Origin of the sequence: Microbulbifer sp. (assembly GCF_051659245.1) — a bacterium.
Classification (GTDB): Bacteria; Pseudomonadota; Gammaproteobacteria; order Pseudomonadales; family Cellvibrionaceae; genus Microbulbifer.
The window spans coordinates 70,951-93,679 of sequence record NZ_JBOFOC010000113.1; the positions used below are offsets into that span (position 1 = coordinate 70,951).

Sequence of the window (22,729 nt, forward strand, 5' to 3'; positions counted from 1 at the left end):
GTGGAGCTGTCCTCTCTTGTCCTGGTGTCCTGTAACGCCTTTAATGACGCATTCAGCAAGCCGAGAAGCGGCCAGATGCTAGGCGCGCGAGCGCAGGACTAGCGGGCTAATTCAAGCGAGCGCAACGACGCAGATGGCCGCTTATCGGCTTGCCCGAAGGGAGCCCCGCCCAGGCGCCAATGCGGCGTTGCAGTCCTTGGAAAGGGCACGCCATTCCCTGCGGACTGCGCCTTGCCTTGGCACCTGGGCGGGGCTCTGAATGCGTCATTAAAGGCGTTACAGGACACTAGTCTGACAGGGTGTTGGTCCCACCGGAGTTGGGGCCTTGTACCCGGTCCCGCTTGTCCGGAGAATGTCCATTCCGACCCCTTCTTCCTGTGTGATCACTGATTTGATGCCTTTACTCGCCACCATTGACTCCGCCCTCGCCGATTTCGCTTCCTTTGTTTGGGGAACCCCGCTACTGGTACTCCTGGTGGGCGGGGGCCTGGCCCTGCTTGTCGTTTCCCGCGGCAGGCCCTACCGCCATCTCGGCCACAGCGTGGCCCTGCTGCGGGGCCGCTACGACAGCAGCGACGATCCCGGCCAGGTGCCACACTCCCAGGCGCTGTCCACGGCGCTTTCCGGCACCCTGGGCCTGGGCAATATCGCCGGGGTGGCGCTGGCCATCAGCACCGGGGGGCCCGGGGCCATCTTCTGGATGTGGGTGACCGCGGTGGTGGGGGTGGCCACCAAGTTCTACACCGCCTCCCTGGCGGTGATGTATCGCGGCCGCGACGCCGCCGGCGAACTGCAGGGCGGGCCCATGTATGTGATCCGCGAGGGGCTGGGCCGGCGCTGGATGCCGTTGGCGCTGCTGTTCGCCCTGGCGGGGCTCTGTGGCGCGTTGCCGGTGTTTCAGGCCAACCAGGCGGTGCAATTGCTGCGGGATTCCTTTGCCCTGCCTCTCGGGTGGATCGGCGCGGAAGACGCGCTGGTGTTCAACTTTTCCATTGGTGTGGCGCTGGCGGCGCTGACCGCTGTGGTGATCGTGGGGCGCATCCAGCGTATCGGCGCGCTGGCGGTGCGCCTGGTGCCGGCCATGGTGCTGTTCTACCTGGCGATGACTTTCATTGTGATCGGAGCTTTCTGGCAGCAGGTGCCCGCCGCTTTTGCGCTGATCTTTTCCGATGCGTTCAGCGGCCAGGCGGTAGCCGGGGGCGCGTTGGGCACGGTGATAAAAATCGGTATCAGCCGCGGGGCCTTTTCCAACGAGGCGGGGATCGGCACCGAGTCCATGGCCCACGGTGCGGCCAAGACCAACGAGCCGATCCGCGAGGGGGTGGTGGCCATGGTGGGGCCGATTGTGGATACCCTGGTGATCTGCACCTGTACCGCACTGGTGATCCTGCTCACCGGTGCCTGGGAGCTGAGCGAGGGTATCGAGGGGGTCACCCTTACCGCCGGCGCCTTCTCCCAGGTGTTCGGGCACTGGGGGCCGCTGTTGTTGTTGATGATGGTGGTGCCGCTGGCGTTCACCACTATCGTGGCCAACTGGTATTACGGGGTGAAGTGCCTGAACTTCCTGTTCAACGGGGTTTACCAGCGCTACTACACACCGGTCTACCTGCTGCTGGTGGTGATCGGTGCGGTGGCGTCGCTCAGCGCGGTGAACAATATCATTATCGGTATGTACGCGATCATGGCGGTGCCCACCATGACTTCCACGTTGCTGCTCGCGGGCCGTGTGAACCGCGCGGCGAAACAATATTTCGAGGAGTTGGCGCAGGCGGGGAAAATGCAAGAGAAAGCCGGAACCGCATTGTAAGTATCAGTTCAGGGGGGCAGGGCTGAACGGTACTAAATTAAGTGGAATCCCCCTGTAGGAGCCTGCTTGCAGGCGAATTGAGGTCGCGGCAGGGTACCGGGAATGTTCGCCTGCAAGCAGGCTCCTACAGCGTAATCCTCAGGGGACGGGAGCAGCTCGGGGCTTAACTTAGTGCCATTGCGAGGGCGAACGCAAGGCCCGCCCCCGCAACAATCCTGTGAGTTCCACTCCCCGCTAATGTACAACGCTGACCCGGGTGCCCACACTCGCGTGGCGGAAGAAGATTTGCGCCATATGCCAGGGCAGGCGTACGCAGCCGTGGGAGGCGGGATAACCGGGCACGTGCCCCGCGTGAATGGTGTAGGCGCCGTTAAAGCGCATCATGTAGTCCATGGAGGCGCCGCGGAAAATCGCTCCCGCGGGCCGGCGGTGACGGCGCACGTTAACATTGCTCCTCAGCACATAGCCGCGCGGGCTCACGTAGTGCCCGTACAAAGTGGAGCGGTGGTTCAATTTTTTCTGACTGATGCGGAAGTTGCCGGTGGGCGTGCGGTGGCCGGGCTTGCCGGAAGAAACCGGAGATACCCCGGCCAGGCGGCCTCCCTTGTAGAAATAGGCCTTCTGCTCACTGAGCACTATTTTGATATGTGGCGTGCCGCCCAGTACGTCGGACCGCCAAAAGGCGGAGCCATTGCGTGTTGCCTGCTGGCGCGCGTAGGGGTTGTACGACTGCTGGCGTGAAGTATAGGGATTGGGGCCGTAGCCGTAGTCGACGGCCTGTGCTATGGAGCTCAGCAGCAGTGAGCCGCCGAGCAGCAGGACACCCGCGAATGAACATTTCTTCAGAAGCGATGAGCGTTTTTGCATGGCGTACCTCTCTTACAACAGCCTTGCAAGCAAGCTTGCAGAAACAGCGATTTGCGAGTGCTGACCGCCGCGCGCACTTTTGCGGCGCGCTCCGGCGACGTGACAACAGGCAGCGATTTTCCCCAAAGCGGCTTGCCGGTGTGCCCCGGCCTGTACCGCGGAATGGGCCCGCCCCAGCCGCAGCGGGAGCAAGTGGGAACGATGGTAGGGTGGAGGGGGAGGCGCGATTACATCAAAACGGAATGACGGCAGTTTCGGTTAGAGCGGATACCTGGTCAGCTCAGGCGGGTGCTATGATCCGCCCATGTCCAACTCACTAATCGACCTGCGCAGCTACGACCGGGAGACCCGGCGGCATCACCACGACTACCACCAACTGGTACTGCCGCTGGCCGGCTCACTACTGACCAGCATCGGCGGGCGCGAGGGCTGTGTCGGCGAGGCCCGGGGCGCATTCATTTCCGCTGGCGAGGATCACGCTTTCGCCGCGACCAGCGATGACAATCGCTTTATCGTTGCCGATATTCCCCCCGCGCTGGCGCCGGAACTGGAGCGGCTGCCCGCCTGTCTCCCGCTGGACAGCGTCCTCGGCCACTACACTGTCTTCCTGGGATCCGAACTGGAACACTCCCGCCCCGGTTCCCGCGCCCGGCACCAGATGATGCTGTTGCTGGTGCAGCTGCTGATCGAGCGCCATGGGGGAAAGCTGCAGATTGACCGGCGGGTACAGGCCGCACGGGTCTGGATAGACGAGCACCTGGACCAGCCGCTGCCGCTCGCACAGCTGGCCGCGATCGCCCACCTGAGCCCGCGCCGGCTGTCCGAGCTGTTCAAGAATGGTTTCGGTATGACGCCCCTGCAGTACCAAACGGAGCGCCGTATGCAGCTGGCCCGGGTTCTGCTGGAGAGCGGCAATTTGAGTGTGCAGCGCATAGCCGAACGGGTCGGGTACAGCAGTCCCGCCGCCTTCAGCGACCGCTTCCGCCGCCACTTCGGCAGGTCGCCGCGCTATTTCCGCCCCCATTCTGCCAGCTGAGCAAAATCTTCTGCCGTTTCACCAAAGTACTTCCCATTCAGCTCCCCTAATCTGACCTATTCGGGAAATTTATGGAGGCGACAGAGTGACTCGGGGAAAGGCTACGGCCATCGGCGGTATTTCTATTCTGCTCTGGGGCACGCTCGCGCTGCTGACCCAGCTGACCGATAACCGCATACCACCGTTTCAAATGCTGGCGATGACCTTCGGCATCGCCTGGCTGCTGATGCTGATGAAGGGCTTGCTGCTCGGCCCCTCGCCAATGCAAATGCTGCGCCAGCCGCCGCGCGCTTGGCTGCTGGGTGTGGGCGGGCTCTTCGGCTATCACGCCTGCTATTTCGCCGCCATGTCGCTGGCGCCGGCGGTGGAAGTGAGCCTGCTGGCCTATTTGTGGCCGCTATTAATTGTGATTTTTTCCGCGCTGCTGCCGGGGCAACAATTGCTCGCGATGCATGTCGTCGGCGCACTGATGGCGTTGGCCGGCTGCTGGCTGTTGCTGGGCCGTGGCGAGGGTGGCTTCGAATGGCGCTATTGGCCGGGCTACGCGCTGGCCATCGGCTGCGCGCTGATCTGGTCCACCTATTCGGTGGCCTGTCGGCTGATGGCCCGGGTACCGACGGATGCGGTTGGCGGCTTCTGCGCCGCCACTGCCGCACTCGGCCTCGCCTGTCACCTGTTGTGGGAGCCCTGGGTCTGGCCCGGGGGGAGCATGCAGTGGCTGGGGATTGTCGGCCTGGGGCTGGGCCCGGTGGGCGTCGCATTCTTTACTTGGGATTACGGCGTCAAGCGCGGCGACCTGCGCCTGCTCGGCGTGCTCGCTTACGGCGCGCCGCTGGTATCGACGCTGCTGCTGGTACTGGCGGGTTACGCCGAATCCAACTGGGTCCTGGCCATTTCCAGCCTGCTGATCGTCGGCGGCGCCCTGCTGGCCGCCGTCGGGCCGGGATTGCGGCGGCCAAACCGGTTTATGGACGCCACTTCCGGTCCTCGCCGCTCTGCGGGAGGCCCGCGCCTTTGAGCGGCCCGGGGCCTTCTGCCTGTTGTTAGTGTAAAATCCCTGCTCTTTGTAGTGATTTATCAGGATTTCCCATGAGCGATCTGCCCAACTGTCCCAGCTGCGGTTCCGAATACACCTACGACGACGGCGTAAACTACGTCTGTCCCGAGTGCGCCCACGAGTGGTCCAAGGACGCCGCGCCGGAGGAAGCCGAAGGCGGCAAGGTGTTTAAGGATGCGCACGGCAATCCACTGCAGGATGGCGACACCGTCACCGTGATCAAGGATCTGAAAGTCAAGGGTTCGTCATCGGTGGTCAAGGTGGGCACCAAAGTCAAGAACATCCGCCTGGTGGAGGGAGATCACGATATCGACTGCAAGATCGACGGTATCGGCTCCATGAAACTGAAATCGGAGTTTGTGAAAAAGGCCTGAGCGTGAACCCGGCTGGATAGAGCGCCGCACAGTCCGTGCGCTACCACTTCGATAGCTTCTGCCTGGACCGGGCCCAGCAGACTAAACTTGGTCCCCGGGCACGGCGGAAGCCGCGGCGGTGAGCAGGTTTTCGAAGGGGGGGTGAGCATCCGGTCGAGCAGCGCCTGCGACGTCACCCAGGGTGTCCGGCGGGGCCGTTCCAAGGCCTCGCCTGTTCGTCGTCGGCATGGAGCACGGAGTTCCGCTCTTGTTCGCCTGCAAGCAGGCTCCCACAGGCCGACATCCATCATTTGGATCGCGCGCTCCTTGCTCCAGCCCATGGAGTGCATGCCGGTGTCCACCACCAGTCGCGCGGCGCGCCACATTTCGTAGGTGAGGCGGCTGAAGCGGCTGTTTGGGGGCGGGCGGAGGGCGGGGAGCCGCCGGACTCGGGCGTAAAAAATTTTTCTGTTATGTCGATTGCGGGCCGGGCCGTCCGACCAGGAAGTACAAACTCAAGCAAATAGCGACCTTAACGGAGAAATAGCGATGTCCAAAAAGATTTTTGTAAACCTGCCCGTCGCCGACCTGGGAAAATCCATCGAGTTCTTTTCCCGCCTCGGGTTCGACTTCGATGCCCGGTTTACCGACGAAACCGCAACCTGCATGGTTATCAGCGACAGTATTTTCGTCATGTTGCTTACCCGTGAGAAGTTCAGCAGCTTTACGCCGGATATGGAGATCTGTGACACGAGCAGGAGCACTGAGGTGCTGATCTGCCTGTCCGCCGACAGCCGGGAAGAGGTCGATGCATTGATCAGTAAGGCCACCGCAGCGGGAGGCAGCTCCTTCAGAGAGCCGGAAGATCACGGCTTTATGTACGGCCGCGCCTTCCGGGACCTGGACGGCCATATCTGGGAGGTTGTGTGGATGGACCCGGCTGCGCTGCAACAAGAGCAGGGCTGACAACCCGCTTATGGAAAATGCCCGCCTGGGAATAAGAAGGGTTCTGGTGGCCCCAGCGCGTTACCGGGTCGGGCCCGAACTGCTCCTGCCCCTGAGGATTGCGCTGTCTACAGGGGATTCCGCTTAACTTAGTGGTAAGCGGCTGTCCTGATTAGCCCGCAATTGCTCCTGCGTTTGCTGCAGGCCACCACGGCTAGTCTACCGGGATCAGCTTCTGCGGACCCAGCCCAGGCTGAGTACATACCTGGTACCCGATCGCACTTTGCTGACGGAATGCTCGGATACGTCCGGACGGAAATACTTTATTCTTGAGCTTTCATAGATCGGCGAGTCACACAGAAACTCTCCGCCTGCCCTCGCTTTCTTAACCACGATATTGAGCCGGTAGTGCCTTCCGGACTTCACCCGATCCGTATGCGGTGGGATACATACCCCTTCCCTGAATCGCAGCAGGTAGAGGTCGAAGGGGAGCGGCCAGCGTAAGCCCAGAAGAAGTAATTTCTCATAGCCGGTATTCTGCCTGCCTTTCTCCCAGCGCCAGAATTTCACTTTGCTCTCCCAAACGATCCCGCCGGCGTCCTCTCCGGGCTGGGCGCGGCGGCGCTCAGGAAGCTGAGACGGGGGAATTCGATAAACAGGTGTAGGTCGTTGAGACTGGACATCTTCGAATTTCAGTTGAAGGGGAGTTTCAATGCCGATTGATTATTGACGATCGCGGATGTTACTACAAATCCGCATCCAGAACCCTGGGTTGAGATATCTGGCTGAAAGATGGTGCCCGTTATTGACGCCGGCTATCCCGGATTAGAGAGAGGGAAAACCCCGTCCTATTACTGACAGAGCCTGTCAGTAGGGATCGATAGGATAGGAGGAGACGTGTTTCCAAAGTTGCGAAACCTGGGCAGGCATGCTTGAGGCCGCGGGCGTTAAATATGTTGGCCAACTGCGTAAAATGGGGCGGTATCTGCATACGTAGCCGTTGAAGAGGTTATGACTATTCCCCAGAGCATCGAGTTATTCGACCTCATTGATAAGAGCCAAATGCGATTTATGCATTTCAGAAGGGCCTCCTGAAGTTTCATAGATCGTTATCGCGGATCGGAATAAGCGGTATTTAATCCGGTCCGCTGAATCCAAAAACTGTAATTATAGGTACGCCATGGAGAAAGAAAAGATTTCGAATTTTGTTCTCGAACGATATACGGGAATAGTGCTCACCAATGCATGGGGTGAGCAGTCATTTTTCTACAATCCCGGCCGCAAGCTTCCGCGTGGAGTTTACTTCGCAACACTCAAAGACAAGGATGGAGAGAATGACAGAGGTTCCAGTCTTGATCGTGAAGGCGTTTACCGCTTCAACTTCGGGGCGAGTAAGGAGTCATACCGCCGCCTTTTCGGTGAGCAGCCGGGTAGACCCCCAGCAGGAGGTGTTGTAGAGACGGGCCATGACTTTACTCAGCTGAATAGGATTTTGCCTCACCCCGTATACGGCTGGATGTCTTGGGTTTGTGTATTGAATCCGGATAGTGAAGTTTTCGAGTCATTGCTTCCCCTGTTGGACGAGGCATACGCGTTGGTAGTCAGGAAGTTTGAGAAGCGAGCGAGGTCGTAACAATGTCATCGCCTGATGCCAAAACTTCGCTGGGCGTGAAAATACTCATTGGCATCGACGACGTCGACTGGTCAGTCGGCGCTGGCGCTTTATTTTTTGTAGCTACTCTCCCCTCTCCCGCTTGCGGGGGAGGGGCCGGGGGAGGGGGCGTTGACCGTCTTCCCCTCTCCCCAACCCTGTCCCCCAAAGGGGTGAGAGGGAGCTGTCGGGGTGAGTAGTTACTTGAATGGTACTAAGTTAAGTGAAATCCCCCTGTAGGAGCCTGCTTGCAGGCGAATTGAGGTCGCGGCAGGGCACCGGGAATGTTCGCCTGCAAGCAGGCTCCTACAGCGCAATCCTCAGGGGGCGGGAGCAGCTCGGGGCTTAACTTAGTGCCATTCAGTAGTTACCTGTTGATTTAAGAAAGACGTTGGAAACCATGCGGGGAAGAGAGCCTGTGCCACAATGGTTCTACCAAACACCCTACTGCCTCTTTTCACGGCGGAGCGATGTTGGATCAGGTGTCGGCTTTATTGCCGGCGGAACCACAACAGTCCATGGAGCAACTTATGAAGGCCATCACCCGTGAGGATCTGGAACGCATGAATGAAACCCAAAAGGAGGACTTTGTGCTTATCAATGTCCTTCCCCGGGAGGAATTTAAAAAGGAACATATCCGCACTTCCATCAATGTTCCCGAGGATAGCGACGACTTCGTCGAAACAGTGGAAAAAGTCGCCGGTGGCAAGGACCGTGAAGTGGTCGTGTATTGCGCGAACTTCGACTGCCCTGCCTCGCCGGAAGCCGCCAAAAAACTGGAAAAGGCCGGATTCCGCCATGTCCTCGACTATGAGGGTGGTACGGAAGATTGGATGAAACACCACCACTAAATAATTTCACTGTCCGGATAAGCAGGTTGCCTGACCGGATCGGCCCAGCGGCAGTCTTGCTCAATCACCATTGAGGAGGCGCGTCTCGGATACCTGCCCTTTCTATTCGGTGACGGGGCCGGCCTTATTCAGACCGGCCCCCGAAAATTCAGAGGGAAAATTTCTGCCGCGAGCCGCTCTGGTAGCTCAGAAGCCTGCCAGCACATTCTTGCCGATACTGCGCCGGCTCTCCTGCTTCTCGTGCGCCCTACGCAAGTTGGCGGCATTGATGGTGCCGAGCTCTTCCTTCATCGTGGTCTTCAGCACACCGGCGTCCACCAGCGCGGCGACCTCGCTGAGTAGGCGATGTTGCTCGATCATATCCGCTGTCTGGTAAACCGGCCGGGCAAACATATATTCCCAGTGCACCGACAGGCCTTTGCTCTTGAAGGGCTTGATATCCAGCGTCGCCGGATCGTCGATCACCGCCATCGCGCCCAGGGGTTCGAGTAGTTCGATGATGGCCGGCAGGTGCTGCTCGGTGCCGGTGAGGGAGGCGACGTAGCGCACCTTGGGAATGCCGATCTCTTCCAATTCGCGATCCAGCGGGTTGCGGTGGTTGATTACGTGGTGCGAGCCCATGGATTGGCACCAAGTGGCGGTTTCCGGGCGCGAGGCGGTGGAGATTACCGTCAGGCCGGTCAGGCGTGTCGCGATTTGGGTCAGTATGGAACCGACCCCGCCGGCGCCGTTGATAATCAGCAGGGCACCGTTTTGGTTTTTTACGCCGTAGGGGACGCGGAGCCGGTCGAATAGCAGTTCCCAAGCGGTGATGGAAGTCAGCGGCAGGGCGGCGGCCTCGGCGAAGGACAGGGATTCCGGTTTGCGCGCGGCGATGCGCTCATCCACCAGTTGGTATTCGCTGTTGCTGCCGGGCCGGTCGATGGCGCCGGCGTAGAAGACCTCGTCTCCTTTTTTGAACAATGTCACTTCGGCACCGACTTCCTCGATCGTGCCGGCGGCGTCGAAGCCGAGGACGCGCGCGCTGCCCTCCGGCGGCGCAGCATTGGCGCGCACCTTGGTGTCCACCGGGTTGACGGACACCGCCTCAACCTTGACCAGAATATCCCGCGGCCCCGGGGAGGGCAGGGGCAGTTCCAGGTCGACCAGAGACTGTTCGTCATCGGCGGGCAGGGGTTTGTAGTAGCCGATCGCTTGCATTGGGTTGCTCCTCTTTCTGCGGCAATGGTCCGATTGCGGAAAGCTTAGGGGCATGCTGGAAAGAAGAGAAACGAATAATTTTAATTGGATCGATTCCCCGGGCGACCGAGATCCGCGAGCGAATACGCCAGAATATTGTTGAAGGCCTTGATGACGGGATGGTCGAGTTGCCTGGACACCCACACGTTTTCAGGCATGGCTGGAGTCTTCCCCTGGCAGCAGGCTCATCGGTGAGACTCCCAACGGCGAAACACTACGCTGGCATTGACTCCGCCAAATCCGAACCCGTTCGACAGGGCGTACTGGATCGGCATTTTCCGCGCGGTCGGGCCGACCAGATTGAGGCCGTCGGCCGCCTCGTCGGGGTTGATGAGGTTCAGCGTGGGCGGGACGATCTGATCGCGTAGCGCCAGGATGGTGAAGATGGCTTCGATTCCGCCCGCGGCCCCCAGCAGATGGCCGGTACTGGATTTGGTCGATGTAATTGCCGCCCCCGATCCGGCCCCGAATATGGACCGGATGGCGGCCAGCTCCCCCCGATCTCCGACTTGAGTGGACGTTGCATGGGCGTTGATGTGCTGAACGTCGCCGGGAGCAATGCCGGCCTGCTGCAGCGCTTGCTTCATGGCGCGCTGGGCGCCATTACCATCTTCCGGGCCGGCGGTCAGGTGGTAGGCATCGGCGCTGGTGCCGTAGCCGACCAGCTCCGCCAACGGGCGGGCGCCGCGCGCCAGCGCATGTTCCAGCGATTCGATCACCAGTAGGCCAGCGCCCTCGGCCATGACGAAGCCGTCCCGGTCGCGGTCGAAGGGGCGCGACGCCTCCCGGGGACGGTCGTTGAATCCGGTGGACAGGGCGCGCGCCGCGGCAAAAGCTCCGAGGGTGACGCGATGGATGGCCGCCTCGGTACCGCCGCACACGGCGATGTCCGCTTCGCCGCTGCGGATCAACCGGGCCGCGTCGCCGATGGCCTGCACCCCGGCCGCGCAGGCGGTCACCGGCGCCCCGAGCGGTCCGGTGAAACCGTGCTGGATGGAGATGTGCCCGGCCGCCATATTGGCGAGAAACGAAGGCGCGGTGAATGGTGAGAGCCGGCGCGGTCCGCGGTTATCCGTGGTGCGCACGGCCTCGGCGATGGCGCCGAACCCACCGACGCCGGAGGCAATGATGGTAGCGGTTTGCTGACGCTGCTCCTCGCTTGTGGGCTGCCAAGCCGCCTGCGCCAAGGCTTCCTGCGCCGCAACGAGCGCAAACTCGATGAAGCGATCCATCTTCTTGCGCTCCTTGGCGGCGATGCTGCGCTCAGGGTCGTAGCCGGCCTGGCTGTCCTCCACCAGTGTTGGCACCTGTCCGCCGATGGCGGAGCCGATGCCATCGACCAGATCGGCAGGCAGGGCACGAATACCTGATTGCCCCGCCAACAGGCGGGACCAGACACTCTCTGTACCGCACCCCAGTGGCCCGACGATACCTGTTCCCGTCACCACGATTCGAACTGCATTGCGGACACTCATCGTCTCACCTCGCTTTCCAGACATGCGGCGACTCGCGTCGAGCACCGCTTCGGTTGTTTCTGTCCTCAGGCCGTCGGCACGTCGAACACAAAGCAGGTTGTGGTCGCATGGGCATAAAGCTTGCCCTTTTCGTCTTGGATACGGGCTTCAGCCGTGGCGACCCGGCGGCCGCTGTGGATCACCCTGCCGACCGCGCGCAAGGGGCCCGTCTTGTGTGAGGCCGGCCGCACGATGTTCACACTGAGTTCTGTCGTAGTGTAGGAGCGCCCGGCCGGCAGCGTGGTCTGCACGGCACAGCCCAGGGTCGAGTCCAGCAGCGTGGCAAACCAGCCGCCGTGCACAGTGCCCAGCGGGTTGTAGTGTTGCGGCAGCGGGATGCCCTGAAACACCGCACGGCCGTCGTCCACCTCCAGCAGCGTCATGTTCATGGTCTCGTTCATGGGCGGGTAGGGCAGCTCGCCGCACATCATGGCTTCGAGAATCTCGCGCCCAGTCTTGCCGGCGAGCTGTTCCATGCGGGCGAGGCCGGGTTTGCCGCCGCCTGCAATCGAACGTTGCCGTGAGGCTTCCTGCTGTGCAGTCCAGTCGATGGTGGTTGGGGTCATGGGTCCTCCTGATTCGCTGCATGCGTAATATTCTCAAACGCGACCTGACGTCCGCGCGAGGATTTCAGGCGAGTCCAAACGTTTTCCTCAGACCTTTCTCGACCGGGCCAGCCGGCATGAAGCGGCGCAATTTGCGCAGCAGAGAGGCCTCGCCTTTGGGCGTACGCCGCATTTTCCAGGCACCCAAAGCGGCATCGACAATCGTGCTGGCGACCCCATCGGGCTGCGGTGCTTTATGCACATTTTTTTGAATGGCCTGGGAAACGACACTGCGCTCAGTGTCGTAGGCCGGGATTTTGGCGGCCGCCTGGGGCGCATTGATATCCAGGTTGGTTTTGGTGAAGGAAGGCTCGACAAGCGCCACGCGGATTCCGAATTTGCGCACCTCGTGATCCAGGGTTTCAGACAGCCCCTCAACCGCGTGCTTGGATGCCGAATAGAGCCCCATGTAGGGCGCCGGCAGAAAGCCCAGCACCGAGCTGACGTTGACGATGCGACCAGATCCCTGCTCGCGCATGTGCGGCAGTACCGCCCGTGTCGTGCGCAGGATGCCAAGAACGTTGGTGTCGAACAGCGACTGGGCTTCGGCAATCGACGTTTCCTCCGTCGCGCCGAGCAGGGTCACGCCTGCACTGTTGACAAGCACATCGATGTGCCCGGCCTGAGCGATGATGGTCTGGATTCCCCGTTGAACTGACGCTTCGTCGCGGATATCCATCTCGACCAGCTCAACACCCGGTATTGGCTGTGCTTTTGCCGTGTTGCGCACGGTGCCGAACAGCCGGCAACCCCGCCCGGCAAATTTCTCCGCGGCGGCGCGCCCGATGCCCGATGACACGCCGGTAACGACGACAACTGTTGAGTTAGACATAGCAGTTTCTCTCCGATCAGGTAAATTCAGGATGTGGTATCTGTCTCACGGGAGGCACCCTGCCCTCCAGTCCCGCGAAAGGCGCCCTATCCTCGCGGGCCGGGCTGCCGCCGTTGCCGGGCTGGATCTTGAACCAGATGGAATACATGGCCGGCAGGAACACCAACGTAAGAACCGTTCCGGCAAAGGTGCCGCCGATCAGCGTGTAGGCGAGCGTGCCCCAGAACACCGATTGGGTGAGCGGAGTAAAGGCCAGGATCGCCGCCAGCGCGGTCAGGATCACCGGCCGGGCGCGTTGCACGGTTGCCTCGACCACCGCACGGTAGGGGTCCAATCCCGCCTGTTTGTTGTGCTTGATCTGCCCGATCAGGATCAGCGTGTTGCGCATCAGGATTCCCGACAGTGCAATCAGGCCGACCAGCGCATTGATGCCGAACGGCTGCTGGAACAGGAGCAGGGTTGGCACCACGCCGATCAGCCCCAGCGGGGCGGTCATGAACACCATGACCATCGCGGAGAAGGAGCGCACCTGGAACATAATGATGAGCAGGGTGGCCGCCAGCATAATGGGGAATATCGGCAACATGGCTTTCATCGCCTTGCCCGACTCCTCGATGGAGCCGGCCTCCTCGACGCGGTAGCCGCCCGGCAGTTTTTCCACAATGGGCTGCAGCTGCCGAGTGATGGCCGTGGACACATCCGGCGGCTGCAAGCCCTCGGCGATGTCGCCGCGCACGGTGATGGTCGGCATGCGGTCGCGCCGGCGCATAACCGGGTCCTCCATGCGCACCTCCACCTCGCCCACCTGCGACAGCGGGATGCGTTGCCCGTTGGCGCTGGCCAGCGTGAAGTCGCCGATCCTGGCCGGATCGAGCCGGACGTCGCCGGCCGAACGGGCGACGACCTGCACCGTGCGAATGTCCTCGCGCAGGGTGGTGATGGGCACGCCGCTGAGCAGGAATTGCAGTTGCTGTGCCACATCGCTGGAGGTCAGCCCCAGGGCCTGCAGGCGATCCTGCTGCAAGTTGAAATGCAGCGTGGGCGTGCGCGTGCCCCAGTCGGCGTTGACCGTGCGCATCATCGGGCTGGCATCCATGACCTGTTGCACTTCAGCGGCGATTTCGTGCAGTTTCTCCGGGTCCGGGCCGGCGACCCGGTAGGCGACCGGGAAGGGCGAATAGGGGCCGAATACCAGCTGGGTGACGCGCACGCGCGCCTCGGGGGCCAGGCCATCGGCAATTGCCTGGCGCAGCCGGTGTTTCAGTGCCTCGCGCTCGTCCTGGTTGTCGGTGCGGATCACTATCTTGGCAAACGACGGATCGGGCAGCTCCGGTCCCATCGCGAAGAAGAAGCGCGGCGCGCCCTGGCCGATATAGGCGGTGACGATCCTGGCCTCTTCCTGCCCGGCCAGCCAGGCTTCCACCTCCGCCGTGGCGGCGCTGGTCTGTGTAATCGAAGAGCCATAGGGCATCTGCACCTCGACCAACACTTCGGGCCGGTCGGAGATCGGGAAGAATTGCTTCATGACGATTCCCATGCCGAGTATGGCCAGTGCGAAGAGACCGGCAACCGAACCGGCGACCAGCCACTTGCGCGCGATGACGCGCTCCAGCACCCCACGCAAGTGGTTGTAGCGCGGCGTGTCGTAGATAGCGGCGTGGCCGCCGTCGACTTTTTTAAAGTTGGGTAGCAGCTTGAAGCCCAGGTAGGGCGTGAAAACCACGGCGACCACCCAGGACGCGATCAGCGCGATGCCGACGATCCAGAACATATTGCTGGTGTATTCGCCCGCGGAGGAGCGGGCGAAGCCGTTGGGCATAAAGCCGACCGCCGTGACCAGCGTGCCCGAGAGCATCGGCGCCGCGGTGAGGCTCCAGGCATAGGCGGCGGCGGCAACGCGGCTGAAGCCCTCTTCCATCTTCACCACCATCATTTCAATGGCGATGATGGCGTCGTCCACCAGCAGGCCCAGCGCCAGGATCAGCGACCCCAGGGTGATGCGGTCGAAGTTCTTGCCGGTGGCGAGCATCACAAGGAAGACCACCGCCAGTGTCAGCGGCACGGCCGCGGCGACCACCAGGCCCGCGCGCCAGCCCATGCTCAAAAAACTTACCAGCATGACCACCAGCAGTGCGGCGAAGAACTTGACCATGAACTCATCGACCGCGGCGCTGATGTTGACGGCCTGGTCCGTAACCTTGGTCAGGCCCATGCCCAGGGGCATCTCGGCGTTGATCGCAGCCACCTCGTCGTCCAGCGCCTTGCCCAGGTCGAGCCCGTTCCAGCCTTCGCGCATGACGATGCCCAGCAGAAGGACCGGATCGCCGCCGCTGCGTACCAGGAAAGTCGCCGGGTCTTCATAGCCGCGCTTGACGGTGGCGGCGTCCGACAGCTTCAGGGTGCGGCCCTGCGCCACCACCGGCGTGTCGCGGATCTTCTGCAATTCGTCGAAAGCGCCCTCCAGGCGAATGAACACCTCCGGCCCCTGGGTTTCCACCGAGCCGGCCGGGGTCAGCGCATTCTGGCCATTGAGCGCGGCGAATACCTGTTGCGGGCTAACCCCCAGCGTTGCCAGGCGCTCGTGGGAAAACTCGACATAGATGCGCTCGGACTGCTCGCCGATGATGTTGACCTTCTTCACCCCCGGCACGTGCAGCAGCCGCTGGCGCAGCGTCTCCGCGTCGCGCACCAGCTGGCGCAGCGGCTCGCCGTTGGCCTTGAGTGCGAACAGCGCAAAGGTGACGTCCGCGTATTCGTCGTTGACCATCGGCCCGATGACGCCGGGGGGAAGGTTGATGGCCTCGTCGCCGACTTTCTTGCGGGCCTGGTAGAACTGCTCCTGCACTTCCGAAGGCGGTGTGCTGTCGAGCAGGGTCAGGGTCGTGAAGGCCAGACCGGGTCTGGTATAGGTTTCGGTGCGGTCGTACCAGCGCAGCTCTTGCATGCGCTTCTCGATCTTCTCGGCCACCTGGTCCTGCATTTCCTGGGCGGTGGCCCCGGGCCAGGCGGTAATGATGGTCATCACCTTGATCGTGAAGGCGGGGTCTTCCGCCCGCCCCAACTGGAAGAAGGAAACGAGCCCGGCCAGCGAGATCAGAAAGATCAGGAACAGGGTGATGGCGCGCTCGCGTACGGCGAGCGCCGACAGGTTGAATCGACCTTCTTTCACTGGCGTTCCTCCCCTCCCGCGGCGTCGGCCTGACCGGCCACCCGCACCCGCTCGCCTTCGCGCAGCAGGTGCGCGCCCAGCGCGACTATCCGGTCGCCTTGCCCGAACTGACCGGCGACGAGCGCGCCATCGTCATCCAGGCTCAGGACCGCGGCCGGCCGCCAGTGAACCACTGTCGGCTCACCGCTGATGACCCACACGCCCGGCCCCTGGCCCGCGTCGTACAGCGCGCCGATCGGCACCCGAAAGCCATCCTGCGCAGACGAATTCCCGTCAGCAATCCGGATGGTGACGGTGGTGCCCAACGGCGCCTCGGCCAGTTCTCCCTCCAGCACATAGCGCGCCTCGAAAGTGCGGGTCTGGCGGTCCGCGGCATCCGAGAGCTGCCGGAGCCTGGTCGGAACGGTCACATCTTCCCTGCCGAAGAGCCTGGCCTGCCCGGCGGAACCGATCGCCGGGCGCAGGGTTTCCGGCAACTGGACCACGGCTTCGCGCGGTCCGGCGTGGGCCAGGCGCACCACCACCTGGCCGGCGTTGACCACCTGGCCGGGTTCGACCAGCGTTTCCATGACCACGCCGTCGGCATCGGCCAGCAGCTCCGCGTAGCGGGTCGCATTGCGGGCCACTTCGGCCTGGGCCTCGGCCGCCCTGAGCTGGGCCTCGGCGGCATCCGCCGTCGCCTTGGCCTGGTCGTAGGCCGAAACCGATACCGCGCCGGTTGTCTGCAGGCGGCGGTAGCGGGCCTCGTCATCCGCCGTCTGCTTCGCCCGGGCGCGCGCAGCGGCGACCGCTTCCTGTTGCGCGTGCGCCGCGAGCTTCAGGTCGACGGGGTCGATGCGCATAAGCGGCTGGCCGCGCCGGACGCTTTGCCCCGTATCCACGAGCCGCTCCAGCACCTTGCCGGAGACGCGAAAGCCCAGGTCGCTCTGGACCCGGGCGGCTACGGTGCCGGTGAAGGCGCGCGATGCGGAGCTAGCCCCCTGGACGGTGGCGGCACGCACCAGCGGCGCTTCGGTGCGCGGATCGGGTTGCGTTTTTTCGCCGCAGGCGGCCAGCGCAAGCGCCAATGCACAGAGGGCTGTGAGTGAAATGAAGCGATGGCGGAGCATGAGAGTCCCCTTGGTGAATCAGTCAGGGCTCTCACTATGAGTATGGTGACCAAATTAGTCAATAGTCACTAAATTTTATATGGTGTCCCATGCGTCATGGCGACAGGCTGCGGAGCACCAGGCCGGACAGCTGAGCCGGCGCTTCGTCGGTGTAATCGAAGCTGTGTTGCAGGAGCAGCGGGTTGAGGTAAGGCCGCATCACCAGGTAGATCGCCGCTGCGGTTTCATCAAGGGGCGTCTTGCGCTCGAAATCCCCGGTCTGCCGGCCCTCCTGCAGTATGTCCTGGAGCAGCTGCTGTATGCGTTCCTCATAGGCGCACACCGCCTGCCAGCGCTCGGTAGCCGCCGAGGCCGCGATCTCGTAGAGCTTGCGATCCTCGGAAAACAAGTGAAGGCTCGCCTCGACGATCGCTTTGAACATCCGCCGCAGCTTTTCCGGCGGCCGATCGGCCTCGTCGACGGCCGCGCGAACCTCGGTTTCGATCTCGCGCAGGCAGTTCGCGCAGATCATCTCGCCGATGGCCTGCTTGGAGGTGAAGAACTTGTAGATGTAGGCCTTGGAGAAGCCGATGGCTTTGGCGAGATCGGAGACGGTGGTCTTCTGGTAGCCGTAGCGGCTGAAGTATTCGGTGGCCGCAGCGACGATCTGGTCGCGCACATCGTGATCGGCCGGGCCCCGGGACGAAACTGGATAGGTATTTGCTTTGCTCATGGGGTGCAGCTTACCGCTGGGCTCAAAGATTGACAACAAGTGACCAGTTTGTATTATGGTCACAATGTTGGGGTCTAGTTCTCTTTCTCTTGCTCCGGAAAAAACCATGCTGCCCAAACGCAACCTTCCCATTCTCATCGCCATACCCATCGTTGCCAGTCTTTCGGCGGGCTGCGCCGTCGGTCCCGATTACGTCCAGCCCAATATGCCCATGCCGGAACGGTACCTGGGCCAGGCGGCAGTAGATCAACGGCCTACTGATGCCAGCGCCGACATCCTCGCATGGTGGACGGGTTTCGGCGATCCGCAACTTACTCAATTCGTCACGCTTGCGCTGGAGCAGAACCTCGATCTCGCGCAGGCATCCGCTCGCGTCGCCCAGGCCCGCGCGGGACTCGGGGCGGCGAATGCCGCGTTGCTGCCCTCCGGCAACATCAGCGGCCAGGCAGCCAGGGCCTACCAGTCGGTTGAAACGTCGCTGGGACAAGTCTTGAACACGGCGCCCGATTTCGACCGCTACGGCAACGTTTACGACGCCGATCTCGGCGCGAGCTGGGAACTGGACCTGTTCGGTGGCCTGCGCCGCGAGCGGGAAGCAGCCCTTGCCGGGTACCAGGCTTCGGAGGCTGGCGCGGCGGCGACACGGCTGGCGGTGGCGGCGCAGACCGCCGACATCTACATCGGCATCCGCGGACTGCAAACCCGCCTCGACGTTGCCCACCAGCAGGTGCAGACGCAACGGGAACTACTCTCGATGATCAATCTCCTCTATGGCCAGGGGTTGGCAGCCGAACTTCAAGTGCGGCAGGCCGAAGGTGCGCTTGCCCAGGTCCGGGCATCCGTACCGGTCCTCGAGGCAGGATTGGATGCGGCCATGAACGCCTTGGATGTGATACTGGGCGCGCCGCCAGGTACCCATCGGGCGGAACTGGCCGAAATCCAGACCATTCCGGTTGCACCGAAGATCGCAGCGATGGGAACGCCGGGGGATCTGCTCAGGCGCCGGCCCGACCTGATCGTGGCCGAGCGGCGCCTGGCCGCAGCGAACGCGCGTATCGGTGGCGCCATCGCCGAGTATTACCCCAAGTTCTCCCTCAGTGGACTCATCGGCGGCGCGACGTCGGTGTCCGATGCCAACCTGTTCACCAGCGGCGCCAGCCAGACCGCCGGCGTGCTGGGCCTGCGCTGGCGTCTGTTCGATTTCGGTCGTATCAACGCGCAGATCGACCTGGCCAGGGGCCGGGAGGCCGAGATGCTTTCGACCTATCGACTGGCCGTACTGCGTGCCACCGAGGATGTGGAAAACGCCTTCTCGGCTCTGGTCAAGCGCGAGGAACAGGCTGCCGTGCTTGCGCAGGGCGTGGATTCCCTCGGCCGTGCACGGGACGCCTCCTTTGCTGCCTACCTGGAAGGCGCTGTGAGCCTGATCGAAGTCCTGCAGGCCGACGAAAATTTGCTGCGCGCCACCGATGTGCAAGCGCAGGCGCAAACCGAATCCGCACGCGCTGCGGTCGCTGCCTTTAAGGCGCTCGGTGGTGGTTGGCAACCCGGCGAATCTGAAACGATCGCTGTCAGGTAAAGAAAAGAGATCATGACATGCAATACCCTGTAAACCGAAACCTGAATGTTGGGCTTGCGTGATGACTGAATTATCGCCGAGCGTAGATCGAAGCCAAGTGCCGCCGGCAAGACAGTCGACCGCTGAAATGCTGGCTGGGCCGATCGTGCCGGTAATGCTTCGCTTGGCCCTGCCGACCGTTGCAGTTCTGGTGGTTCAGACCTTTGTTGGGGTAATGGAGACCTACTTCGTGAGTTCGCTCGGGGCAGATGTTCTGGCTGGGGTAGCCGTCGTTTTTCCAGTGCTTATGCTGATGCAAATGATGGCGAATGGGGGCATTGGCGGCGGCCTGGCCTCGGCGGTAGCGCGGGCATCCGGCGCCGGCCGATGGGAAGATGCGCAGGCCCTGGTTTGGCATGGTGTTGTTATAGCCGGTGTCATGGGGGTCGCCATTGCCGCGATCATGATAATGGGCGGCTACGCCCTGTATCACCTGATGGGCGTTGACGGGGCGGCGCTTTCTGCGGCCCTTACCTATTCGAACATCGTCTTTGCTGGATCGCCGTTGATATGGATCGTTGCGTTGTTGTCGGCAGCGCTGCGCGGGGCGGGTGATACCCGGACACCAGCACGTATCACCTTGGTGGGAGCCGCAATCCTTCTGCCGTTGTCGCCGGCCCTGATCTTTGGGTGGGGGCCAATTCCTGAATTCGGCGTCGCCGGAGCGGGAATAGCGATCCTGGTCTATTACAGTCTCGCAACCTTATTCCTGGTAAGGAACATGCGATCCGCTCAAAGCGTTGTCAAACTATCGACAGCTTCGCTGAGCACTCGGCTGTTCAAGGACATCCTTGGCGTTGGCCTGCTGTCAGCTATCGGTACAGTTCAGATCAATTTGACCGTTGCGATCGTTACCGCCGCCGTAGGTAAGTTTGGGCCTGATGCCATTGCCGGTTATGGCATCGCCTCAAGGCTGGATTATATACAAGTCCCCCTTTTGTTTGGTCTTGGCACTGCCATCATGACCATGGTCGGAGTCAACCTTGGTGCGGGGCAGGTGCAACGCGCACAGCGCATCACATGGATTGGCGCGGCAGTTGCGTTTGCTTTTACGGAATTAATCGGGCTTGGCGTCGCGGTATTTCCAAATATCTGGCTCACCATTTTTAGTGACGAACCACAAGTACTTTCGGCGGGGGCAAGCTATCTGCGGAACGTCGCGCCCTTCTACGGAGCCATCGGAGTCGGCATGGCTCTCTATTTCGCTGGCCAAGGGGCAAAGCGTGTGCTCTGGCCAGTGCTTGCCGGAACAGCACGTATGATCATCGTGGCTTTTGTTGGGTGGTTGGCTGTCATGCATTTTGATGCAGGGTTGCCGTCGCTTTTCCAGGTCGTCGCTCTGAGTGCTCTTGTTTATGGCGCCATAACTGTAGCGGCAACCCTTGCAGTCGGACGAGCAAATCGTTTAGCTATGGCTACTGGCACTTGAATTGGAGTGGTCAACCTGGGACAGAACAACACCTTTTTCCTATAGAAGCCCAGCTAAACAGAGGTTGCTAAATCAGGCTCTATCTTCTGCTGCGGAAGAAGCCCACGCTGGAGCGGTACCGTATGCGTCCAGCCATCTCATCTTGATCCGCGCCCCCACCGACAGGATCACGGATCAGACGATGGTCGCCTTACCGGCGAAGCCGGTTGCGGTATGTGGTGGGTGCCAGATTGGCTGAGATGCCGACTGCACCGGGCTCTGAATTTATTCCGGCAGGCTGATCCCGTCCGGCCCTCTACCTTCTCGGTCACACTGACCGAGAATCCGAGCCCGGCAAACCTCCAGAATCTCATCCGCCAGCGGGGAATCGTCAGGGCAGGCCCGCGACAACACGATCGCGCCCACGACATGCGCAAGCGTGTCGATCCTCTTGGCTCGGGCTTCGCGCTTCGCACTTTCGCCGACGGCGCCATCTTCGCGCTCCAGGGTTGCCAGCTGACGTTCAATTCCGGCCGCAAATGTCTCCTTGATCGACTCCGGCTGACGCGCGGCGTCTGTGCAAAGCGCAGCCATGGTGCAGCCGGCGCCAGGCGTATCACGGTGCTCCCGAGACAGGTATTGCTTCACGAACGCGACTATGTCGACGCCCGCGGTGTTTGCTGCCGACTGCGAAAAGCCGCAGGCCACCGCTTCTGCCATCAGGTCGGCCTTGGACCGAAAGTGCTTGTAGAAGCCGCCGTGGGTAAAACCGGCAGCCGCCATTAACTCCGCCACGCCCACGCCATCGTAGCCGCGTTCGCGGAACAGGGCAGAAGCCGTCTCAATGATGCGCGCCCGGTTCTGCTGGGCCTGTGCCTTGGTGACCTTCATACCTCTTGAGTCTCCTTCCAACGTCAAGACCTTAGCATACATTGATGATGATCATAATCAAAGTGCTTGACACTTTAGATTATGATCATCATCATTAGAGGCGGTAACCATCAACTGGAAAGAAGAAGATGACAGACAAGGCTTTGTTTCAGCCCTACACCCTCGGCTCCCTGACGCTCGCCAACCGCATCGTCATGGCGCCGCTGACGCGCAACCGCGCCGGGACGGGCTTGGTGCCCAGCGAGCTGGCCACAACTTACTACGCTCAACGCGCTTCCGCCGGCCTGTTGATTACCGAGGCCACGCAGGTCTCGGCGCAGGCCCAGGGCTACCAGGATACGCCCGGCCTCTACACACAGGCGCAAATCGACGGCTGGCGCAAGGTGACTGACGCCGTACACGCCAACGGTGGACGGATCTTCGTGCAGCTGTGGCACGTCGGCCGCATCTCCCATGTCGACCTTCAACCCGGTGGCGCCGCGCCGGTCGCGCCTTCAGACATCCGCGCCGACACCAAAACCTTCGTCAACAACGGTTTCTTCGACGTCTCCGAGCCGCGCGCGCTGGAGATTGAGGAGATCCAGGGCATTGTCGACGATTTCCGCCAGGCCGCGGCGAAGGAGATTGGCGCCGAGCGCACCGGCATCCGTATCTCACCGGTCTCCCCGGTCAATGGCATTTCAAGCAGCGACCCGCAAGGACAGTACGACTACATCGTCGACCAACTCGACACCCTGGGCATCGTCTATCTCCATGTCGTCGAAGGCGCGACGGGCGGTTCGCGCGATGTAGCACCGTTCGACTACGACTCCCTGCGTCGTCGATTCAAGAACACCTACCTCGGCAACAACGGCTATGACCTGGAACTGGCCACTGCACAGCTCAATGAGGGCAAAGCCCACCTGTTCGCCTTCGGTCGTCCCTTCATCGCCAACCCGGATCTGGTGGAGCGGCTGAAGACCGGCGCACCCCTGGCAGCGCTCGACCCGGCAACCCTCTATGGCGGTGGTGCCCGGGGATATACCGACTACCCGGCCCTCGCCGAGGCCAGTGCGCAATAAAGCT

Annotated in this window: 21 protein-coding genes; 10 read left to right on the forward strand and 11 right to left on the reverse strand. The window is 62.0% G+C overall.

The genetic code is table 11. The features are described 5' to 3' along the window. Positions 1-394 precede the first annotated feature (394 nt). Positions 395-1,807 (forward strand): alanine/glycine:cation symporter family protein, encoded by a 1,413-nt coding sequence (locus ACRC0P_RS11940; protein ID WP_438631155.1) that lies wholly within the window; start codon positions 395-397, stop codon positions 1,805-1,807. A 234-nt stretch (positions 1,808-2,041) separates the two neighbouring features. On the opposite strand, the gene ACRC0P_RS11945 is transcribed toward ACRC0P_RS11940, so the two are convergent. After that, positions 2,042-2,674: a L,D-transpeptidase family protein gene (locus ACRC0P_RS11945; RefSeq protein ID WP_438631157.1), complete on the reverse strand. Its 633-nt coding sequence runs from the start codon at positions 2,672-2,674 to the stop codon at positions 2,042-2,044. A 304-nt stretch (positions 2,675-2,978) separates the two neighbouring features. On the opposite strand from ACRC0P_RS11945, the gene ACRC0P_RS11950 reads away from it, so the two are divergent. The 3 genes from ACRC0P_RS11950 (at position 2,979) to ACRC0P_RS11960 (ending at position 5,141) form a co-directional block, all read left to right on the forward strand. After that, complete coding sequence (locus tag ACRC0P_RS11950) at positions 2,979-3,710, forward strand: helix-turn-helix domain-containing protein (RefSeq protein ID WP_438631159.1); 732 nt, start codon at positions 2,979-2,981, stop codon at positions 3,708-3,710. Between the two features lie 85 nt (positions 3,711-3,795). Continuing rightward, positions 3,796-4,728, forward strand: a complete 933-nt coding sequence (yddG, locus tag ACRC0P_RS11955) for an aromatic amino acid exporter YddG (RefSeq protein ID WP_438631161.1) — start codon at positions 3,796-3,798, stop codon at positions 4,726-4,728. Positions 4,729-4,799: 71 nt separating this feature from the next. Then, a complete protein-coding gene (locus ACRC0P_RS11960; protein WP_438631163.1) occupies positions 4,800-5,141 on the forward strand; it encodes a zinc ribbon domain-containing protein YjdM in 342 nt (113 codons plus the stop codon). On the opposite strand, the gene ACRC0P_RS11965 is transcribed toward ACRC0P_RS11960, so the two are convergent. Continuing rightward, complete coding sequence (locus ACRC0P_RS11965) at positions 5,069-5,584, reverse strand: DUF885 family protein (protein WP_438631250.1); 516 nt, start codon at positions 5,582-5,584, stop codon at positions 5,069-5,071. The two genes, ACRC0P_RS11960 and ACRC0P_RS11965, sit on opposite strands and share 73 nt — an antisense overlap. Positions 5,585-5,669: 85 nt before the next feature. Here ACRC0P_RS11965 and ACRC0P_RS11970 point away from each other — a divergent pair, with 85 nt between their 5' ends. Continuing rightward, positions 5,670-6,086 (forward strand): VOC family protein, encoded by a 417-nt coding sequence (locus ACRC0P_RS11970; RefSeq protein ID WP_438631165.1) that lies wholly within the window; start codon positions 5,670-5,672, stop codon positions 6,084-6,086. Between the two features lie 207 nt (positions 6,087-6,293). Here the strand turns inward: ACRC0P_RS11970 and ACRC0P_RS11975 are convergent, their stop codons facing one another. Continuing rightward, positions 6,294-6,635: a hypothetical protein gene (locus tag ACRC0P_RS11975; RefSeq protein WP_438631167.1), complete on the reverse strand. Its 342-nt coding sequence runs from the start codon at positions 6,633-6,635 to the stop codon at positions 6,294-6,296. A 610-nt stretch (positions 6,636-7,245) separates the two neighbouring features. On the opposite strand from ACRC0P_RS11975, the gene ACRC0P_RS11980 reads away from it, so the two are divergent. Both ACRC0P_RS11980 and ACRC0P_RS11985 read left to right on the forward strand, forming a co-directional pair. Continuing rightward, the gene (locus ACRC0P_RS11980; RefSeq protein WP_438631169.1) at positions 7,246-7,698 is read left to right on the forward strand and encodes a DUF6194 family protein; all 453 of its coding nucleotides are present in this window, start codon (positions 7,246-7,248) and stop codon (positions 7,696-7,698) included. Positions 7,699-8,246: 548 nt separating this feature from the next. Then, positions 8,247-8,567 (forward strand): rhodanese-like domain-containing protein, encoded by a 321-nt coding sequence (locus tag ACRC0P_RS11985; RefSeq protein WP_438631171.1) that lies wholly within the window; start codon positions 8,247-8,249, stop codon positions 8,565-8,567. Positions 8,568-8,753: 186 nt separating this feature from the next. Here ACRC0P_RS11985 and ACRC0P_RS11990 read toward each other — a convergent pair whose 3' ends face one another. The 7 genes from ACRC0P_RS11990 to ACRC0P_RS12020 form a co-directional block, all read right to left on the reverse strand. After that, entirely contained in the window at positions 8,754-9,767 is a 1,014-nt protein-coding gene (locus tag ACRC0P_RS11990) for a zinc-binding alcohol dehydrogenase family protein (protein WP_438631173.1), read from the reverse strand. A 224-nt stretch (positions 9,768-9,991) separates the two neighbouring features. Continuing rightward, complete coding sequence (gene fabF, locus ACRC0P_RS11995; protein ID WP_438631175.1) at positions 9,992-11,281, reverse strand: beta-ketoacyl-ACP synthase II; 1,290 nt, start codon at positions 11,279-11,281, stop codon at positions 9,992-9,994. Between the two features lie 65 nt (positions 11,282-11,346). After that, positions 11,347-11,886 (reverse strand): PaaI family thioesterase, encoded by a 540-nt coding sequence (locus tag ACRC0P_RS12000; protein WP_438631177.1) that lies wholly within the window; start codon positions 11,884-11,886, stop codon positions 11,347-11,349. Between the two features lie 64 nt (positions 11,887-11,950). After that, positions 11,951-12,757, reverse strand: coding sequence for an oxidoreductase (locus tag ACRC0P_RS12005; RefSeq protein ID WP_438631179.1), 807 nt, complete (start codon positions 12,755-12,757; stop codon positions 11,951-11,953). Between the two features lie 16 nt (positions 12,758-12,773). Next, on the reverse strand, positions 12,774-15,926 hold the full coding sequence (locus ACRC0P_RS12010) for an efflux RND transporter permease subunit (RefSeq protein ID WP_438631181.1): 3,153 nt from the start codon (positions 15,924-15,926) through the stop codon (positions 12,774-12,776). After that, positions 15,923-17,035 carry an efflux RND transporter periplasmic adaptor subunit gene (locus tag ACRC0P_RS12015; RefSeq protein ID WP_438631183.1) on the reverse strand — a complete coding sequence of 371 codons (1,113 nt, stop codon included), beginning with the start codon at positions 17,033-17,035 and terminating at the stop codon, positions 15,923-15,925. The genes ACRC0P_RS12010 and ACRC0P_RS12015 overlap by 4 nt, the downstream gene beginning before the upstream one ends. 94 nt (positions 17,036-17,129) lie before the next feature. Beyond that, positions 17,130-17,747 carry a TetR/AcrR family transcriptional regulator gene (locus tag ACRC0P_RS12020; RefSeq protein ID WP_438631185.1) on the reverse strand — a complete coding sequence of 206 codons (618 nt, stop codon included), beginning with the start codon at positions 17,745-17,747 and terminating at the stop codon, positions 17,130-17,132. Positions 17,748-17,853: 106 nt separating this feature from the next. Between ACRC0P_RS12020 and ACRC0P_RS12025 the strand changes: the two genes are divergently transcribed. Both ACRC0P_RS12025 and ACRC0P_RS12030 read left to right on the forward strand, forming a co-directional pair. Next, the gene (locus ACRC0P_RS12025; protein ID WP_438631187.1) at positions 17,854-19,326 is read left to right on the forward strand and encodes an efflux transporter outer membrane subunit; all 1,473 of its coding nucleotides are present in this window, start codon (positions 17,854-17,856) and stop codon (positions 19,324-19,326) included. 61 nt (positions 19,327-19,387) lie between these two features. Further along, on the forward strand, positions 19,388-20,794 hold the full coding sequence (locus ACRC0P_RS12030) for an MATE family efflux transporter (protein ID WP_438631189.1): 1,407 nt from the start codon (positions 19,388-19,390) through the stop codon (positions 20,792-20,794). Positions 20,795-21,058: 264 nt separating this feature from the next. On the opposite strand, the gene ACRC0P_RS12035 is transcribed toward ACRC0P_RS12030, so the two are convergent. Continuing rightward, complete coding sequence (locus ACRC0P_RS12035; protein WP_438631191.1) at positions 21,059-21,664, reverse strand: TetR/AcrR family transcriptional regulator; 606 nt, start codon at positions 21,662-21,664, stop codon at positions 21,059-21,061. A gap of 128 nt (positions 21,665-21,792) precedes the next feature. Between ACRC0P_RS12035 and ACRC0P_RS12040 the strand changes: the two genes are divergently transcribed. Continuing rightward, positions 21,793-22,725 (forward strand): alkene reductase, encoded by a 933-nt coding sequence (locus tag ACRC0P_RS12040; protein WP_438631193.1) that lies wholly within the window; start codon positions 21,793-21,795, stop codon positions 22,723-22,725. Positions 22,726-22,729 lie beyond the last annotated feature (4 nt).

Excerpts from the sequence above, each read along its gene's own strand:
- ACRC0P_RS12000 (WP_438631177.1), bottom strand. The coding sequence starts at position 11,886 with ATGACCCCAACCACCATCGACTGGACTGCACAGCAGGAAGCCTCACGG.
- ACRC0P_RS12025 (WP_438631187.1), top strand. The coding sequence starts at position 17,854 with ATGCTGCCCAAACGCAACCTTCCCATTCTCATCGCCATACCCATCGTT.
- ACRC0P_RS12035 (WP_438631191.1), bottom strand. The coding sequence starts at position 21,664 with ATGAAGGTCACCAAGGCACAGGCCCAGCAGAACCGGGCGCGCATCATT.
- fabF (WP_438631175.1), bottom strand. The coding sequence starts at position 11,281 with ATGAGTGTCCGCAATGCAGTTCGAATCGTGGTGACGGGAACAGGTATC.
- ACRC0P_RS11985 (WP_438631171.1), top strand. The coding sequence starts at position 8,247 with ATGAAGGCCATCACCCGTGAGGATCTGGAACGCATGAATGAAACCCAA.
- ACRC0P_RS11970 (WP_438631165.1), top strand. The coding sequence starts at position 5,670 with ATGTCCAAAAAGATTTTTGTAAACCTGCCCGTCGCCGACCTGGGAAAA.
- ACRC0P_RS11980 (WP_438631169.1), top strand. The coding sequence starts at position 7,246 with ATGGAGAAAGAAAAGATTTCGAATTTTGTTCTCGAACGATATACGGGA.
- ACRC0P_RS12005 (WP_438631179.1), bottom strand. The coding sequence starts at position 12,757 with ATGTCTAACTCAACAGTTGTCGTCGTTACCGGCGTGTCATCGGGCATC.
- ACRC0P_RS12020 (WP_438631185.1), bottom strand. The coding sequence starts at position 17,747 with ATGAGCAAAGCAAATACCTATCCAGTTTCGTCCCGGGGCCCGGCCGAT.
- ACRC0P_RS11990 (WP_438631173.1), bottom strand. The coding sequence starts at position 9,767 with ATGCAAGCGATCGGCTACTACAAACCCCTGCCCGCCGATGACGAACAG.
- ACRC0P_RS11945 (WP_438631157.1), bottom strand. The coding sequence starts at position 2,674 with ATGCAAAAACGCTCATCGCTTCTGAAGAAATGTTCATTCGCGGGTGTC.
- ACRC0P_RS11960 (WP_438631163.1), top strand. The coding sequence starts at position 4,800 with ATGAGCGATCTGCCCAACTGTCCCAGCTGCGGTTCCGAATACACCTAC.
- ACRC0P_RS12040 (WP_438631193.1), top strand. The coding sequence starts at position 21,793 with ATGACAGACAAGGCTTTGTTTCAGCCCTACACCCTCGGCTCCCTGACG.
- ACRC0P_RS11950 (WP_438631159.1), top strand. The coding sequence starts at position 2,979 with ATGTCCAACTCACTAATCGACCTGCGCAGCTACGACCGGGAGACCCGG.
- ACRC0P_RS12015 (WP_438631183.1), bottom strand. The coding sequence starts at position 17,035 with ATGCTCCGCCATCGCTTCATTTCACTCACAGCCCTCTGTGCATTGGCG.
- ACRC0P_RS12030 (WP_438631189.1), top strand. The coding sequence starts at position 19,388 with ATGACTGAATTATCGCCGAGCGTAGATCGAAGCCAAGTGCCGCCGGCA.
- ACRC0P_RS11940 (WP_438631155.1), top strand. The coding sequence starts at position 395 with ATGCCTTTACTCGCCACCATTGACTCCGCCCTCGCCGATTTCGCTTCC.